12 protein-coding genes are annotated in these 14,784 nt (G+C 63.8%); 6 read left to right on the top strand and 6 right to left on the bottom strand.

Annotated elements, in window-relative coordinates; translation table 11 throughout:
* The first annotated feature begins 108 nt into the window (after window positions 1-108).
* Complete coding sequence (locus AC1DZ5_RS20695) at window positions 109-498, top strand: hypothetical protein (protein WP_477892567.1); 390 nt, start codon at window positions 109-111, stop codon at window positions 496-498.
* Here AC1DZ5_RS20695 and AC1DZ5_RS20690 read toward each other — a convergent pair.
* Window positions 491-1,195 (bottom strand): hypothetical protein, encoded by a 705-nt coding sequence (locus AC1DZ5_RS20690; RefSeq protein WP_477892565.1) that lies wholly within the window; start codon window positions 1,193-1,195, stop codon window positions 491-493. The genes AC1DZ5_RS20695 and AC1DZ5_RS20690 overlap by 8 nt on opposite strands.
* Before the next feature lie 11 nt (window positions 1,196-1,206).
* Window positions 1,207-3,426: a molybdopterin-dependent oxidoreductase gene (locus tag AC1DZ5_RS20685; protein ID WP_477892563.1), complete on the bottom strand. Its 2,220-nt coding sequence runs from the start codon at window positions 3,424-3,426 to the stop codon at window positions 1,207-1,209.
* Window positions 3,427-3,531: 105 nt separating this feature from the next.
* On the opposite strand from AC1DZ5_RS20685, the gene AC1DZ5_RS20680 reads away from it, so the two are divergent.
* Both AC1DZ5_RS20680 and AC1DZ5_RS20675 read left to right on the top strand, forming a co-directional pair.
* Window positions 3,532-4,863: an NAD(P)/FAD-dependent oxidoreductase gene (locus tag AC1DZ5_RS20680; protein ID WP_477892561.1), complete on the top strand. Its 1,332-nt coding sequence runs from the start codon at window positions 3,532-3,534 to the stop codon at window positions 4,861-4,863.
* A gap of 95 nt (window positions 4,864-4,958) precedes the next feature.
* Window positions 4,959-7,880: an aconitate hydratase gene (locus AC1DZ5_RS20675; RefSeq protein WP_477892559.1), complete on the top strand. Its 2,922-nt coding sequence runs from the start codon at window positions 4,959-4,961 to the stop codon at window positions 7,878-7,880.
* Window positions 7,881-7,918: 38 nt separating this feature from the next.
* Here the strand turns inward: AC1DZ5_RS20675 and AC1DZ5_RS20670 are convergent, their stop codons facing one another.
* Complete coding sequence (locus AC1DZ5_RS20670; RefSeq protein WP_477892557.1) at window positions 7,919-8,968, bottom strand: Fic family protein; 1,050 nt, start codon at window positions 8,966-8,968, stop codon at window positions 7,919-7,921.
* A gap of 32 nt (window positions 8,969-9,000) precedes the next feature.
* Window positions 9,001-9,903: a LysR family transcriptional regulator gene (locus tag AC1DZ5_RS20665; RefSeq protein WP_477892555.1), complete on the bottom strand. Its 903-nt coding sequence runs from the start codon at window positions 9,901-9,903 to the stop codon at window positions 9,001-9,003.
* Window positions 9,904-10,024: 121 nt separating this feature from the next.
* On the opposite strand from AC1DZ5_RS20665, the gene AC1DZ5_RS20660 reads away from it, so the two are divergent.
* Window positions 10,025-10,669, top strand: a complete 645-nt coding sequence (locus AC1DZ5_RS20660; protein ID WP_477892553.1) for an NAD(P)-dependent oxidoreductase — start codon at window positions 10,025-10,027, stop codon at window positions 10,667-10,669.
* Between the two features lie 8 nt (window positions 10,670-10,677).
* Here AC1DZ5_RS20660 and AC1DZ5_RS20655 read toward each other — a convergent pair whose 3' ends face one another.
* The gene (locus tag AC1DZ5_RS20655) at window positions 10,678-11,340 is read right to left on the bottom strand and encodes a cation efflux transmembrane domain-containing protein (RefSeq protein WP_477892551.1); all 663 of its coding nucleotides are present in this window, start codon (window positions 11,338-11,340) and stop codon (window positions 10,678-10,680) included.
* A 90-nt stretch (window positions 11,341-11,430) separates the two neighbouring features.
* Here AC1DZ5_RS20655 and cadR point away from each other — a divergent pair, with 90 nt between their 5' ends.
* Complete coding sequence (cadR, locus tag AC1DZ5_RS20650; protein ID WP_477892549.1) at window positions 11,431-11,895, top strand: Cd(II)/Pb(II)-responsive transcriptional regulator; 465 nt, start codon at window positions 11,431-11,433, stop codon at window positions 11,893-11,895.
* Here cadR and AC1DZ5_RS20645 read toward each other — a convergent pair.
* Entirely contained in the window at window positions 11,892-13,349 is a 1,458-nt protein-coding gene (locus AC1DZ5_RS20645) for a sensor domain-containing diguanylate cyclase (RefSeq protein WP_477892547.1), read from the bottom strand. The genes cadR and AC1DZ5_RS20645 overlap by 4 nt on opposite strands.
* 88 nt (window positions 13,350-13,437) lie before the next feature.
* On the opposite strand from AC1DZ5_RS20645, the gene AC1DZ5_RS20640 reads away from it, so the two are divergent.
* Window positions 13,438-14,619, top strand: a complete 1,182-nt coding sequence (locus tag AC1DZ5_RS20640) for an FAD-dependent monooxygenase (protein ID WP_477892545.1) — start codon at window positions 13,438-13,440, stop codon at window positions 14,617-14,619.
* Window positions 14,620-14,784: the final 165 nt, after the last annotated feature.

Below are 14,784 nucleotides of genomic sequence, written 5' to 3'. Positions count from 1 at the left end.
CGCTGGGCCTGTGCTTTGGGGCGGTGCGGCCATGACCTCTCAGGTAATGGCGCCGCGTCGCGGTGCGCCGCACCATCGGGGCCTCGTTCAACCCTTCAGGAGTTTTCCATGTCGACTTTATCCCTGCTTACCACCCCCGTCTGGACCCGTCGCGTGCTGTGGCTGGATGCCATTACCGGCGTCGGTACCGCGCTATTGCAACTGGAGGCGCAGGCCACCGTGTCCAGCCTGCTGGGCATGCCCGCCGCGCTGGTGCAGGTGTCGGCTTGGGTGGTGCTGGTGTTTGTGGTGTACATCGGCTTTCTGCTTGCACAGCGGGACTTGCCGCAGGCGGGGCTGCGCCTGCTCGCGCTGGGCAACGCGGCCTGGGTGGTCGCCAGCCTCTGGCTGGTGGTGGGCTCCGGCGTCGCGCTGAGCCCACTGGGCGTGGGCTATGTGCTGGCCCAGGCCGCGTTTGTTGGCATGCTGGCCTATCTGCAGGCCACGGCGTCTACTTGAACAGTCCCTTGATGGCATTGCCCGTTTTCTCCAGGGCACTGCCAATGGACTTCATCAGGCGGTCAAAACTCAGGGAGACCATCAGCCGCTGTTCCAGCGCGTTGGCGATCTCCTGGCCCAGCTCTCCGGGTGTGAGGCCACCCTTGGCCTTGCCCAGGTCGCGCAGGTGCAGGTCGGGCAGTTCGGCGTCTACGGTCTTGTTGCCCACAAAAGGCGCCGTGGCGTGGGCCTTGGCACCGCGAATGATGAACTCGGTCACGATGAGCTTCTTGGCCTTGGAGTCTTTGGATGAGGGGCCCAGGTACTTTTCAATGTTCTTCTGGATGGCGTCAAAGTTGGTCATCGCATCGCCCTTCTCGTAAATCACGTCGGGCGCCAGCACCGCAATCTTTTTGATCACCACCACGTCTTGCGTCAGCGACGACAGTTCCACCTCCAGCTCCACCGTGCCCACCTTCAGCGCATAGGGCGATTTGAAGCCTGGAGGGTTGCCAATCTGCAGCCCGCTCAGGGTGCCGCGGCCATCGGTAGGCTGGATGTCCACCTTCTCCACCTTCACGGTGGCTCCGGTCATGGCACTGCCGTAGCTGCCAATGGCGCTTTTGACCAGGTGGTCCAGGTTGCCGTGCAGCCAGTAGGCGCCACCGGCGATAGCGATCAGGAGTAGGGCGGCGAGGGTGACGATGATTTTCTTCATGGGCAGCGATGTTAGTTGACCGCTTCCATCGTAATCGCCACCCCTCCCAACACCGCATTGCCCGACAGCGGGTCGCGCAGCTGGTCGTCCAGCAGGGCGTTGATGTTGGCGCCCGGCCGCTCGGCCGCTACCGACAGTTGTGCGCCCGCCAGGTTATGGCCCCAGCCGTGGGGCAGGCTGACCACGCCGGGCATCATCTGGTCGCTGACGTGCACCTGGGCCTGCACGCTGCGTGGGCCGTTGCGCAGAGTGGCCTGCGCGCCGTCGGTCACACCATGGCGTGCGGCGTCAATGGGGTGGACCAGCGCGGTACAGCGGAAGGGGCCCTTGGCCAGCGTGGGCAGGTTGTGCATCCAGCTGTTGTTGGTGCGTACGTCGCGCCGGCCGATGATGACCAAATCGGGCGCTGGCCGGCGTAGATCCTGCGCGGCGCGCTGCAAATCTTGTAGCAACATGGGCGGCGCCAGTTCCACCTTGCCGCTGGGCGTGCGCAGCATTTCAGGAATGCGGGGGTGTAGTTCACCCAGGTCGATGCCGCCGGTGGGGTTGGCGTCCATCACTTTCTGTAGTGTGAGTCCATCGGGTTTGGCGCCGAAGCCGTCACCGTACGGACCTGTGCGCAGCGCCACGTCCAGCGTGCGCTGTGGGCCCCGCAGGCCCTGCGTCGCCGCGATGACGGCGGGGGCGTTGGTACCAAACAGGCGCTGGGCATCTTCCGCAAACTGTGCGTCATCCAGCGCATTGGCGTCGGCGTTTGCCCCCAAACCTTTGACAATGGCGGCGAGCTTCAACAGGGTTTGCCATTCCTCGGGCTGGCCCACGGGCGTGGGCAGCACGCGCGGGCTGTAGCGTGCGTGGTTGCGCCATGACAGCTGGGGAAAGGCCACGTCGTAGTGCCAATCTTCCAGCGGCGAGGGGCCGGGCAGGATCACGTCGGCGTGGCGGGTGGTCTCATTGAGGTAGATGTCCAGGCTGACCATGAAGTCCAGCGACTCCAGCGCTTGCGACAAGCGCGGCCCGTTGGGGCTGGAGAGCACGGGGTTGGTGGCCACGGTGATGAGGGCGCGCAGCTGGCCTTCGCCCGGGGTCTCGATCTCTTCGGCAATGCAGGTGAGTGGCAGCTCGCCATACACCTCAGGGGCGCCGCTCACGCGGGCATGGTGTCGGCCGGTGGTAATGCCCTTGCCCACACCAGGTTTGCCCGCAGTGTTAGATGCAAATGCGGCGGACTTGGCAAACAGCATGCCGCCCTCGGTGTCCAGATGGCCGGTCAGCGTGTTGAGCACATCCACCAGCCAGCTGGCCAGCGTGCCGTACTCCTGCGTGCAGGTGCCAATGCGGCCATACACTGCGGCGCGCGGTGTGGTGGCCAGTTGGCGTGCCAGCGCGCGGATGGTGTCGGCCGCCATGCCGCAGCGTGCGGCCACGGTGTCCGCGGAGAAGGGGGCAACAGCTTGCTGCACCTCGTCCACGCCCACCACCCATTCCTTCACGCGGCCCAGGGTCACCAGGTTTTCGGCAAACAGCGTGTGCACCAGCGCGGCCAGCAGGAACACATCGGAACCAGGGCGGATGAAGTGGTGCGCATCGGCGATGGCCGCCGTCTCGGTGCGGCGCGGGTCGATCACGATGAGCCGGCCGCCACGCGCCTGCAGCGCCCGGGCCTTGCCCTTGAAGTCGGGCACGGTCCACATGCTGCCGTTGCTGGCCAGTGGGTTGGCGCCAATCACCAACATCAGGTCGGTGCGGCTGATGTCAGGCAGGGCGGTGGAGAGCCAGTGGCCAAACATCAGGCCGCTGGCCAGCTGCTTGGGCATCTGGTCCAGCGTGGAGGCGGAAAACACGTTCTTGGTGCCCAGCGCGCGGGACAGCTTGGCAAAGTAGGTCAGCAACCCGATCTTGTGGGCAGACGGATTGCCCACCACCACACCGGTAGCGTTACGCCCATGCGTCGCGATGAGGGGCGGCAGGCGCTTTTCAATCTCGGCAAAGGCCTCTTCCCAGGTGGCTTCCACATGCACGCCGCCTCTCTTGATGCGCGGGGTGCGCAAGCGGTCAGGGTCTTCATGCAGGTCTTTCAGTGCCACAGCCTTGGGGCAGATGTAGCCTGCGCTCAGCACATCGGCCTCGTGCCCGCGGATGCTGATGACCTGTTGGTCGCGCACCTTGATCTCCAGGCCGCAGCAGGCCTCGCACAAGGGGCAAATACGGTGGTGGATGGTCTCGCTCATTGGGGGCCTCACGTTGGGATCATTTTGGTGGCATTTACGCATGGCGGCGGCGGGTTGTCGATAACGCATGCGACACGTGCTTTTGGGCGCTGCTACGATGCCAGGATGACTTCACAAGCTTCTGCGGTGCGTGCGCGCATTGTCATCATCGGTTGTGGTTTCGGCGGGCTGGAGGCGACCAAAGCCCTGCGCCATGCCGACGTGGACATCACCGTGGTGGACCGGCAAAACCACCATTTGTTTCAGCCGCTGCTCTATCAGGTGGCCACCGCGGGGCTCACGGCCCCCGCCATTGCAGAGCCCATACGCCGCATCTTCCGCCGCCAGCCCAATGTGACCGTGCTGATGGCCGAGGTGACGGGGCTGGATGCACATGCACGAACCGTGCAGCTGGGCGATGGGCAGACGCTGTGTTACGACCACCTGATCGTGGCCGCCGGCGCCACCCATAGTTATTTTGGACATGACGACTGGGCCGCCCATGCGCCCGGCCTCAAGACCTTGGAAGACGCGTTCGTCATCCGCCGCCAGATGCTCATGGCCTATGAAAAAGCCGAGAGCCTGCCCGTGGCGGCACCTGTGGCCGAGCGCGATGCCTTGCTCACCTCGGTCGTCATCGGCGCCGGCCCCACTGGGGTGGAAATGGCCGGCACCATGGTGGAGATAGCGCGCCACACGCTGAAGGGCGAATTCCGCCGCTTCCAGCCGCAACAGGCGCGTGTGCTGTTGATTGAAGGAGGCCAGCGTGTGCTGGGCAACTACCCGCAGGCGCTGAGCGACAGCGCCCAACGCCAGCTCGAAAAAATTGGGGTGGACGTGCGGCTGAGCGCCCGTGTCACGCACATCGACGCCCAGGGCATCACGGTGGAAGAGGGCGGGCAGGCGCAGCGCATCAACGCGGCCACGGTCGTCTGGGCCGCGGGTGTGGCCGCATCGCCATTGGGCAAGCTGGTGGCGGCCACCACGGGTGCCACGCTGGACCGTGCAGGCCGCGTGCAGGTGCTGCCGGATCTAAGCCTGGCAGGCCACCCCGAGATCAGTGTGGTGGGGGATCTGGCTGCCGCCATGAGCCATGTGCCCGGCAAAGATCCGGTGCCCGTACCCGGCGTGTCACCCGGGGCCAAGCAGATGGGCCGTGTGGCTGCGGGCAACATCTTGCGTCGCCTGCACGGCCAGCCCGGCGCGGCGTTTCGCTACGTCAACTACGGTGACTTGGCCACCATCGGGCGCAAGGCCGCAGTGGCCGATGTGGGGGTTCCGCTGTTGGGGCAACTGCACTTCACGGGCTTCCCAGCGTGGTTGTTCTGGTTGTTCATCCACGTGTTCTTCTTGATCGGATTCCGCAACCGCCTGGTCGTGATGATCGATTGGGCGTGGTCTTACTGGACGTTCGAGCGCCACGCCCGCATTGTGGTGGAACGCAGCCCCGAACCCTAGCGGACCGTGGGGCCTGGCCGTCGTGCCATGCAGTTGCCGTGCAATAGCGCCACAATGGACCTAACAACCCCTTGAACATCCCCGGAGGAGAACCCATGCCCCACGCCTTTGCGTCCACCCTCAAGAACTTCAAGACTGCCTCTGGCAAAGCCGGCAAGTTCTATTCCCTGCCAGCGCTGGCCAAGCAATTTCCCAATATCAACCGGTTGCCGGTGTCCATGCGCATCGTGCTGGAAAGCGTGCTGCGCAACTGCGATGGCAAGAAAGTTACCGCCGAGCACGTGGCCGAGGTCGCCAACTGGAGCCCCACCGGCCACCGCACCAACGAGATTCCGTTCGTCGTCTCCCGCGTGGTGCTGCAAGACTTTACTGGCGTGCCGTTGTTGGCCGATCTGGCAGCGATGCGCAGTGTGGCCGTCAAGCTGGGCAAGAACCCCAAGCGCATTGAGCCGCTGGTGCCGGTCGATCTGGTGGTGGACCACTCGGTGATGGTGGACCACTACGGCAAGAAGAACTCGCTGGACCTGAACATGAAGCTGGAGTTCCAGCGCAACCGCGAGCGCTACGAGTTCATGAAGTGGGGCATGCAGGCGTTTGACACCTTCCGCGTGGTGCCGCCTGGTTTTGGCATCGTGCACCAGGTGAACCTGGAATATCTGGCGCGCGGTGTGCACAAGACCAAGGACAACGTCTACTACCCCGATACCCTGGTCGGCACCGACAGCCACACGACGATGATCAACGGCATTGGCGTGGTCGCCTGGGGCTGCGGTGGCATTGAGGCCGAGGCCGCCATGCTGGGCCAACCGGTGTATTTCTTGACACCCGATGTCGTGGGCTTTGAGCTGACGGGCCGCCTGCGCGAAGGCGTAACCGCCACCGACCTGGTGCTGACCGTGACCGAGATATTGCGCAGCCACAAGGTGGTGGGCAAGTTCGTGGAGTTCTATGGCGAAGGCACGCGCACCCTGGCGCTGCCCGACCGCGCCACCATCGCCAACATGGCGCCCGAGTACGGCGCCACCATGGGCTTCTTTCCAGTGGATGAGAAGACCATGGAGTACTTTGCCGGCACCGGCCGCACCAAGCCCGAGATGGAAGCCTTTGAGGCCTACTTCAAGGCCCAGGGCCTGTTTGGTGTGCCCAAGTCGGGCGATATCGATTACTCGCAGGTGGTGAAGCTGGACCTGGGCAACGTGACGCCCAGCCTGGCCGGCCCCAAGCGCCCGCAAGACCGCATTGAGCTGGGCAAGGTGGCCAGCCAGTTTGAGTCGCTGTTCTCCAAACCCAATGCCGAGAACGGTTTTAACCAGAACGCGGCCGTGTTCCACACCCGCCACCTGGCCCGCACCTGGGACGAACCGCTGACGACCAAGGTACCCAAGACCCCCCCCGCACCGCTGGGTGCGCCACGTCAAGTAGTGGAAATGGAAAGCAAGCCTACGCTGGCCGCCAACCATGCGCCCAACACCGCTACGACTGCGGTGGCCGCGGGCAGTGGCTCGGACGTGACCATCGGCAATGGCGACGTGCTGATTGCTGCCATCACCAGTTGCACCAACACCTCCAACCCCAGCGTGCTGCTGGCCGCGGGCCTGTTGGCCAAAAAGGCGGTCGAGGCCGGGCTCAAGGTCAAGCCGCACATCAAGACCAGCCTGGCGCCTGGCTCGCGCATCGTTACCGAATACCTGACCGAGACCGGACTGCTGCCATATCTGGAAAAACTGGGCTTCGCGCTGGCGGGCTATGGCTGCACCACCTGCATCGGCAACGCGGGCGACCTGACGCCCGAGCTCAATGAAGTCATCACCACCAATGACCTGATCTGTGCCGCCGTGCTCTCGGGCAACCGCAACTTCGAGGCCCGCATCCACCCCAACCTGAAGGCCAACTTTTTGGCTAGCCCGCCGCTGGTGGTGGCCTATGCCATTGCGGGCACGGTGAACCGCGACCTGATGACCGAGCCCGTGGGTAAGGGCAAGGGCGGACGGGACGTGTACCTGGGCGACATCTGGCCGACCAGTGACGAGATTTATAAGCTGCTGAAGTACGCAATGAAGGGAAAGGCCTTCCGCGAGAATTACGCCAAGGTGAAGACCGAGCCTGGCCTGCTGTGGGACAAGATCAAAGGCGTGGCCGGTCAGGCCTACACCTGGCCCACCAGCACCTACATTGCCGAGCCGCCGTTCTTTGCGGACTTTGCTATGGATACCATAGCTGCTGGCGCAAGTAGTACGGGGGCTACAGGCCTAAATGGCACTGAATCCTCGGTGGAAAATTCGGTACAAGGCGCCCGCATCATGGCGCTGTTCGGCGACTCCATCACCACGGACCACATCTCGCCGGCAGGCTCCATCAAGGAAAGCTCGCCCGCCGGCCAGTGGCTACTGGCGCATGGCGTGCAGAAGGCCGATTTCAACAGCTACGGCGCGCGCCGCGGCAACCACGACGTGATGATGCGCGGCACCTTTGCCAACGTGCGCATCAAGAACTTGATGATTCCACCCGACGCCGCTGGCTCGCGCGAAGAGGGCGGCGTGACGCTGTACCAGCACGACGGTCCAGACCAGGGCAACAAGATGTTCATCTTCGACGCCGCCATGCAGTACATGGCCGATGGCGTACCCACAGTGATTTTTGCGGGCGAGGAATACGGCACCGGCTCCAGCCGCGACTGGGCCGCCAAGGGCACACAGCTGCTGGGCATCAAGGCCGTGGTGGCCAAGAGCTTTGAGCGCATCCACCGTAGCAACCTGGTGGGCATGGGCGTGCTGCCGCTGCAGTTCAAGGGCTCGGACTCCTGGCAGTCGCTGGGGCTCAAGGGCGACGAGACGATAGATGTGATCCCTGATGCTGCCCTGACCCCGCAAAGTGACGCCACGCTGCGCGTGACGCGCGCCGACGGCAGCACCCATGAAATCACGCTCACGCTGCGGGTGGACACGCCCATCGAGGCGGATTACTACCGCGCCGGCGGCATCCTGCCGTTTGTGCTGCGGCAGTTGCTGGCGGCTTAGTGGGCGCCGCAGCAGCCATTGCGTACCGCCCATATCAATTACCGAAACCCATACCAAACCCCCCGCCCACCACCGTGCTGACTCAGGTGCCCGCGCTCTACCAAGTTGCGGAAGTGTTGCTTCAAGGTGTTGCGGCTTACGCCGGTCAGTTGGATGGCGTCGCCTATGGTCACGCGTCCGTGTTCGCGGGCGAACTCGACAATCTGCAGTGACAGCTCCGGCAGCGTCGCCAGAACGATCTTTTCTCGCTCGACCTTCTTCTCCAGCCTTCGGACTTGTTCGGCCAATGAACGCAGGAAAAACGTCAGCCAGGGTTGCCAGTTGGGCGTCTCTGTGCGAATGGTTCCCTGCGTCTGGCGAAGGGCCAGGTAGTAGGCCTCTTTGTTGACCTCGATCACGCTCTCCAGCGAGCTGTAGGGCACGTAGGCATAGCTGGCTTGCATCAACAGCAAGGTGGTTAGCACACGGCTCAAGCGCCCGTTGCCGTCCTGGAACGGGTGAATTTCCAGAAAGACCACGACGAAGATGGAAATGATCAGCAGAGGATGCAGGTGTGCCTTGTCGCGCTCCTGGGTAACCCAAGCTACCAGCTCTGCCATCAGGCGCGGTGTGTCAAACGGACTGGCCGTCTCAAACACGATGCCAATCTGCGTGCCGTTTTCGTCAAAGGCTGCAACGCTGTTGGAATGGGTCTTGTACTGCCCACGATGTCGCTGGTCTTTCTCACTATGGCGCAGCAGGGTCTGGTGCAACTGTTTGACGTGGTTTTCGTTGAACGGGATGTCCTGCCATGCGCTGAACACCAAGTCCATCAGTTCTGCGTAACCCGCCACTTCCTGTTCGTCGCGGGTTTCGAAGGACTTGATCTCCAAATTGGAGAGCAGCTTTTCCACCTCGCGGTCAGAGAGCTTGCTGCCTTCAATGCGGGTGGAGGAGCCGATACTTTCAATCGTGGCAACGCGGCGCAGGGCCGACAGCCGGTCTGGAGCGAGGGTGCCAAGAGCCCGCCAGGCACCTTTGAATTCGTCAATCCGGGCGATCAGGCTCAGGACTTCGGGGGTGATTTGCAGGGACTCAGTGTGCAGCATACATCCAATATTACGCCCAATTACACCCAATCTCAGCTTGACTTGGATCCCGTCGTCTCAAAGTAGTTGGCCAATAGCGCCAGCGCGTGGCGCACCTTGGCCGGCTGCTCACCTCGGCGGGCCGTGATGGCGTAGGCCTCATAGTCGGGTGGGCGCCAGTCTGGCAGTACCGGCACCAGGCGGCCATCGGCCAAGGCCCGGCGGTCGTCGTCGCTGAGCACGATGCTGATGCCCCAGCCTGCCACGCACAGCGCATGCAGTGCCGTGACCTGCGTGGCAGACGCTCTGGAGCTGACCTGCACCCGGGCTGTCTGTCCATCGCTGCTGTGCAGCTGCAGCTGCTCGAGCGCCGCGGCCTGCGGCCGCCCGCCCAGCCAGTCGTGGCGGGCCAGGTCCGCCGGATGCTGGGGCCAGCCGCGTGCGGCCAGGTAGGCGGGTGAGGCGCACAGCTGCGCCCGCAGCGTGCCCAGTTTGCGGGCCACCAGGCTGGAGTCCGGCAGGCCGCCCACGCGTACGGCAATGTCCACCCGCTCTGCAATCACATCGACCAGCGCATCGTCCATCAGTAGGTGCAAATTGAGCCTGGGGAAGTTGCGCAGCGGTGCCAGAGCCGTGGCCAGCAAGCCACCAAAGCCGATGGGCGCTGCAATGCGCAGCTCGCCTTCGGGCTCGTCGCGGTGGTGTTCCAGCGCCTGGTCTGCGGACCGGGCTGCGGCCACCATGGCGGTGCAGCCCTCCACGTACCGCGCCCCGGCCTCGGTCAGCGTGAGCTTGCGAGTGGAGCGGTGCAGTAGCGCCAAGCCCAGCGCGCCCTCCAACTGGCGCAGGTGCTGACTGACGGCCGAGGGTGTCATGCCCAGTTGACGGGCAGCGGCGCTCAAGGAGCCTGCGGCCACCACTTCGGCAAATACTGCCATGCGTTTGAGTTGGTCCATGGAAATGGGATTTGTTTAGTTTTACTTCACAGTGAAAGTGAAATTTACCGTCTATTCAGATGGCTGTGAAGTAAACAAACTAGCGGCTTCTGTTTTGCAACCTTTTTTAAGGAGTTTTGTTATGAAGATCGCTCTGATTGGTGCCACCGGTTTTGTGGGCACCCCAGTATTGGCAGAACTGCTCAGCCGTGGCCACCAGGTCACCGTGTTGGCTCGCAACCCCGGCAAACTGGCAGCCCAAACCGGCCTGACTGTGGTGGCCGCCGACGCGCTGGACGCCGCCCAAGTGGCCAAGGCCGCTGCCGGCCACGACGCCGTCATCAGCGCCTACAACCCCGGCTGGACCGAACCCAAGATTGCCGAGATCTTTTTGCAAGCCACGCACGCCATTTTTGCGGGCGTGAAGCAGTCCGGCGTCAAACGCTTTTTGATGGTGGGCGGCGCAGGCAGCCTGTTTGTGGCGCCTGGCGTGCAACTGGTGGACACCCCAGAGTTTCCCGCTGAATACAAAGTCGCAGCTGGCGCAGCCCGCGATGCGCTGAACCTGATTCAGAAAGAAACGTCGTTGGACTGGACCTTCCTGTCCCCCGCCATGCTGCTGAACCCTGGTGTGCGCACCGGCAAATACCGCCTGGGCGCCGACGCACCCCTGTGGGCCGAAGGCGGCGCACCCGGCAGCATCTCGGTGCAGGACATGGCGGTGGCCATCGTTGATGAGATCGAAACACCGAAGTACATCCAGAAGCGGTTCACGGTGGCGAACTAAAACCAGGCCTAGTGCGAATGACCATGGTGGTCATGGTCCCCACCATGGCCGGGCTTCGCCAACTCACCCCGTGCCTGGCGCATGACTTGCCAGCCGCCTTGCAGGGCCAATGCGGCCATGCCGGCGGCCACCAGCAGGTCGGGCCAGCGACTGCTGGTGCCGGCCACACCGACGGCGGCCAGCATCACGGCGATGTTGCCAATGGCGTCGTTGCGGGAACACAGCCACACGCTGCGCATGTTGGCATCGCCCTCGCGGAAGGCATAGAGCATCCAGGCCACGGCCACGTTGGCAGCCAGTGCCAGAAAGCCTACCGCGCCCATGGTGGTGGCATCGGGCACACCGCCTTGCCACACACTCCAGATCGCCTTGCCCAACACCAGCAGGCCAAAGCCCATCATGCACACGGCCTTGACCACGGCTGCACGTGCGCGCCAGGCCAGCGCGGCCGACAGCACGGCCAGCGACACACCGTAGTTCAGTGCATCGCCCGCAAAGTCGATCGCATCGGCCAGCAGGGACAGCGAACCTGCACGCCAGCCCGCGGCCAGCTCCACACCAAACATGGCGGCGTTGATCCACAGGGCGATCCACAGGATGCGCCGGTAACGCGTGGGGTTTTGCAGGGTTTCGATGGCAGGGGTGTCGTGTTCGCAGCAGTGTTGGCTCATAGGTTTCCTTGTCAATGCCTGCATTGGAAACTCTGAAGCCACTTCAGAGTCAAGCCCTATACTGCAACAGGGTTAAGAAGGACGCATCCCATGAAAATCGGTGAACTGGCCAGCACCACTGGCACCCCGGTGGAAACCATACGCTACTACGAGCGCGAGGGCCTGCTGCCTGTGCCCGTGCGCACCGATGCCAACTATCGGGTGTACGAAGCGCACCACGCGCAGCGCCTGCAGTTTGTGCGCCACTGCCGCAGCTTGGACATGACGCTGCAAGAGATCCGTGCGCTGCTGGCGTTTCAGGATGCGCCCGAAGACAACTGCGTGCAGGTGAACGCGCTGCTGGACGCGCACATCGGCCATGTGGCCCAGCGCGTGCGCGAGTTGCGCCAACTGGAGAAGCAGCTCAAGGCCCTGCGTGCCCAGTGTCAAGGCGTGCAGGATGCAGCGCACTGCGGCATTCTGCAGGGGCTGTCAGAGGGCGCGGCGGCACCTGCAGTCCCGTCCGCGGGCCATGTGCATGGCAGCCATGGCAAGGCGCACCGCGGCGTGCACTAGACGCGGCGGCGTTCCAGCGAAGCGGTTTCGTAAAAACGCTGCTTCGCCTTGAACATGGACTGGTCCGCGGCGTGGATGGTGGCCTCGACTTCGGCCGCCGTATTGCACGTGGCAATGCCCAAGGCCAGGCTGAGCTTCTGGCCGGGATAGAACTGGTTGTTGAGTTCCAACATGGACTCGATGCGTTCCTTCAGCCCGTTGGCCGCTCGCTCATCGCTGCCGGGCATCAGGGCCACAAACTCGTCACCACCGATGCGTGCCATGCACAGTGGCTGTTGGTCGCCCGCGGCCTTGGCCAGCACCTCGCCCGCGCGGCGCAGCATGGCGTCGCCTGCGGCGTGGCCCTGGTTGTCGTTCACGGCCTTCAGGCCGTTCAGGTCCATGGCCACGATGCTGAGCGGCCATGGGCCCTTGCGCGAAATGCGGTTGAGTTCTTCGACATAAAACGCGCGGTTGCGCAGGCGCGTCAGCGCGTCGTGCTTGCCCAGGTATTCCAGGTAGGCCTCGGCCTTTTTGCGTGCGGTGATATCCACCAGCGACACCAGCACCAGATCCCAATCGGCCTCATGCCCCGGCATCACCGTAAACTGCATGTGGATGTTGATGAGTTCCCCGGTTAGCGAGTAGTTGATCACCTCACGCGTCTGCATGTTCTTGCCATTCCACAGGTCCAGCAGCTGGTCGGCAAACGAATCGCTCATCTCACCCTTGAACACCAGGTCCAGCTTGCCCAGGAGGTCGGCACGGTCGGTGGCCGCAAACATGTCTAGCGTGTGCTGGTTCACGTCCAGCACGCGGATCTGCTCCATGCAGCGGGTGACAAATTCAGGGTGCACGCTGAGGAATACGCGGAAGTCTTGGATGCCCGAATGCCGTACCTCGTCCATCAGGCGCTTCACGCCGCTGAAGTCTTCCACCCACAGGGACACGGGGGACAGGTCAAACAGATTGCGCGCGTGTTGCTCGCTCTGCTCCAGCTTCAGCCGCGCCAAGGTGTGCGCGGTCACCTCTTGCAGGGACACCATCACGCGGTCCCACGTCTCCTCATGGCCTTCGAGCACGCGCACATGGATTTGCACGTCCATGCGGCGCCCATCCAGTGTGTAGTTCACGCCCTGGCTGGAAAACTCCAGCTCACCGTTCCACAGGTGTACCAGCTCGGCCACCATGTGTTCAAACATGTCGCCGCGGAATACATCGGGCAGGCGCGCCACCAGTTCCTGTTGGTTGGCTGCGCCATATAGGCGCAGTGTTTGCTGGTTCACCTGCAGTACCTTGTAGCACTGCGGACACTGGGCCGCGCTGAGCGGGTTCTGGCGCAGGTAGGAGCCAAGATCGGTGATGCCCTCAGCACGCCATTGCGCAAACTGGGTCTTGAGGGCGCTGTAGTCCTCCAGCCAGAGGGAGATGGGGGCGGATTCAAACAACAGTTCAAAGTCGGTGCTGGCGGTCATGGTGGGAGTGCAGTGGTTGGGCAGGCGCTGCCAGTGTAGCTGCGCAAGGTCAAACTATGGGGTGCCCGGGCGGGGGAGAATGGCGGGTATGGAACAAGCAATGGTGATTGTGGGCGGAGGCATAGGCGGCATGGCTGCCGCTCTGGCGGCGGCGCGCGCTGGCTTGGCCGTGCGGCTGGTGGAGCAGGCCCACGCCTTTGGCGAGGTGGGGGCCGGCATTCAGCTGGGGCCTAACGTGGTGAAGGTACTGGAGAGCTGGGGTTTGGGCGATGCGCTGCGTAGCGTGGCGGCCTTTCCCACGCAACTGGAAGTGCGCAACGCGCTAACTGCTAAAACCCTGGGCGTGCTGCCACTGGGGGGCCAGGCCCTGGCGCAATACGACGCTGCCTACGCCACGGTGGCGCGTGCCGACCTGCATGGCCTGCTGCTGCAGGGCGTGCAGGCCTACGGCGTGCCGCTGCAGCTGGACACGACGCTCACCCACGTGGAAGAGGATGCGCAGGGTGTGCAGTTGCACACGGCGCAGGGGCACTTGCTGACCACACCGCTGTTGGTGGGGGCCGACGGTTTGTGGAGCCGGGTGCGCCAGCACCTGCTGCCTCAGTCGCAACCCCGGTCTACAGGGCATCTGGCGTTTAGGGCCATGGTGCGGCAGGACGCTTTGCCCGCCGCACTGCGCAGTTGCGCTGTCACGGCCTGGCTGGGCCCCAAGTTCCATGCGGTGCAGTACCCGGTGCGCGGTGGCGCGTGGCTCAACGTGGTGGCCATCGTGCAGGGCCAGACGGAGGGAGACCCCACGTCGTGGGACCACAGCGCCAATGCCGCCGAGCTGCGTGCCCGACTGGCCAACGCGCAGGCACCGCTGCTGGACTTGATCCACGCGATTGACGAATGGCGCCTGTGGCCGCTGTACGACCGCCCGCCCATGACCAGCGCTGCAGAGCAGGCCCAGGGTCGCATTGCGCTGCTGGGCGACGCCGCCCACCCCATGCGCCCCTACATGGCGCAGGGTGCAGGCATGGCGATTGAAGATGCGCAGCAGTTGGTGATTTCTTTGCAGGCGCATTCTGCGGATGTGCCTGCCGCGTTGGCGCACTATGCCCAAAGCCGCTGGCGCCGCAATGCGCGGGTGCAGGCACGGGCCATTCGCAACGGTGAGATCTTCCACTTGCGTGGTCCGCTGCGCATGGGGCGCGACCTGTCGCTCAAGCTGCTGGGGCAGCATGTGCTGGATGTGCCCTGGTTGTATGGCTACCAGGCTCTGAAATAAAAAAGGCCCCAATCGGGCAATGCCAGTCAGTTAAGAGCTGACTGGCATTTTTTTGATGGGTACTTGCTGCGCGTAGAGCGTTTGACCTGGCGTGGGAAACTGCGATCCGTGCGTCGCACGGGCAGCACGAAGTAGCGGGCCTGGTCTAGAAGACGCTGCAAGTGT

The sequence above is a fragment of the Rhodoferax sp. P1_F3 genome (assembly GCF_056405715.1).
The sequence above is the reverse complement of the archived record's forward strand: the minus strand, read 5'-3'. Positions and strand labels throughout refer to the sequence as shown.

What these genes read in the sequence shown, in the direction of transcription:
- AC1DZ5_RS20695 (WP_477892567.1), top strand. Translation starts at nt 109, where the DNA reads ATGTCGACTTTATCCCTGCTTACCACCCCCGTCTGGACCCGTCGCGTG.
- AC1DZ5_RS20690 (WP_477892565.1), bottom strand. Translation starts at nt 1,195, where the DNA reads ATGAAGAAAATCATCGTCACCCTCGCCGCCCTACTCCTGATCGCTATC.
- AC1DZ5_RS20685 (WP_477892563.1), bottom strand. Translation starts at nt 3,426, where the DNA reads ATGAGCGAGACCATCCACCACCGTATTTGCCCCTTGTGCGAGGCCTGC.
- AC1DZ5_RS20680 (WP_477892561.1), top strand. Translation starts at nt 3,532, where the DNA reads ATGACTTCACAAGCTTCTGCGGTGCGTGCGCGCATTGTCATCATCGGT.
- AC1DZ5_RS20675 (WP_477892559.1), top strand. Translation starts at nt 4,959, where the DNA reads ATGCCCCACGCCTTTGCGTCCACCCTCAAGAACTTCAAGACTGCCTCT.
- AC1DZ5_RS20670 (WP_477892557.1), bottom strand. Translation starts at nt 8,968, where the DNA reads ATGCTGCACACTGAGTCCCTGCAAATCACCCCCGAAGTCCTGAGCCTG.
- AC1DZ5_RS20665 (WP_477892555.1), bottom strand. Translation starts at nt 9,903, where the DNA reads ATGGACCAACTCAAACGCATGGCAGTATTTGCCGAAGTGGTGGCCGCA.
- AC1DZ5_RS20660 (WP_477892553.1), top strand. Translation starts at nt 10,025, where the DNA reads ATGAAGATCGCTCTGATTGGTGCCACCGGTTTTGTGGGCACCCCAGTA.
- AC1DZ5_RS20655 (WP_477892551.1), bottom strand. Translation starts at nt 11,340, where the DNA reads ATGAGCCAACACTGCTGCGAACACGACACCCCTGCCATCGAAACCCTG.
- cadR (WP_477892549.1), top strand. Translation starts at nt 11,431, where the DNA reads ATGAAAATCGGTGAACTGGCCAGCACCACTGGCACCCCGGTGGAAACC.
- AC1DZ5_RS20645 (WP_477892547.1), bottom strand. Translation starts at nt 13,349, where the DNA reads ATGACCGCCAGCACCGACTTTGAACTGTTGTTTGAATCCGCCCCCATC.
- AC1DZ5_RS20640 (WP_477892545.1), top strand. Translation starts at nt 13,438, where the DNA reads ATGGAACAAGCAATGGTGATTGTGGGCGGAGGCATAGGCGGCATGGCT.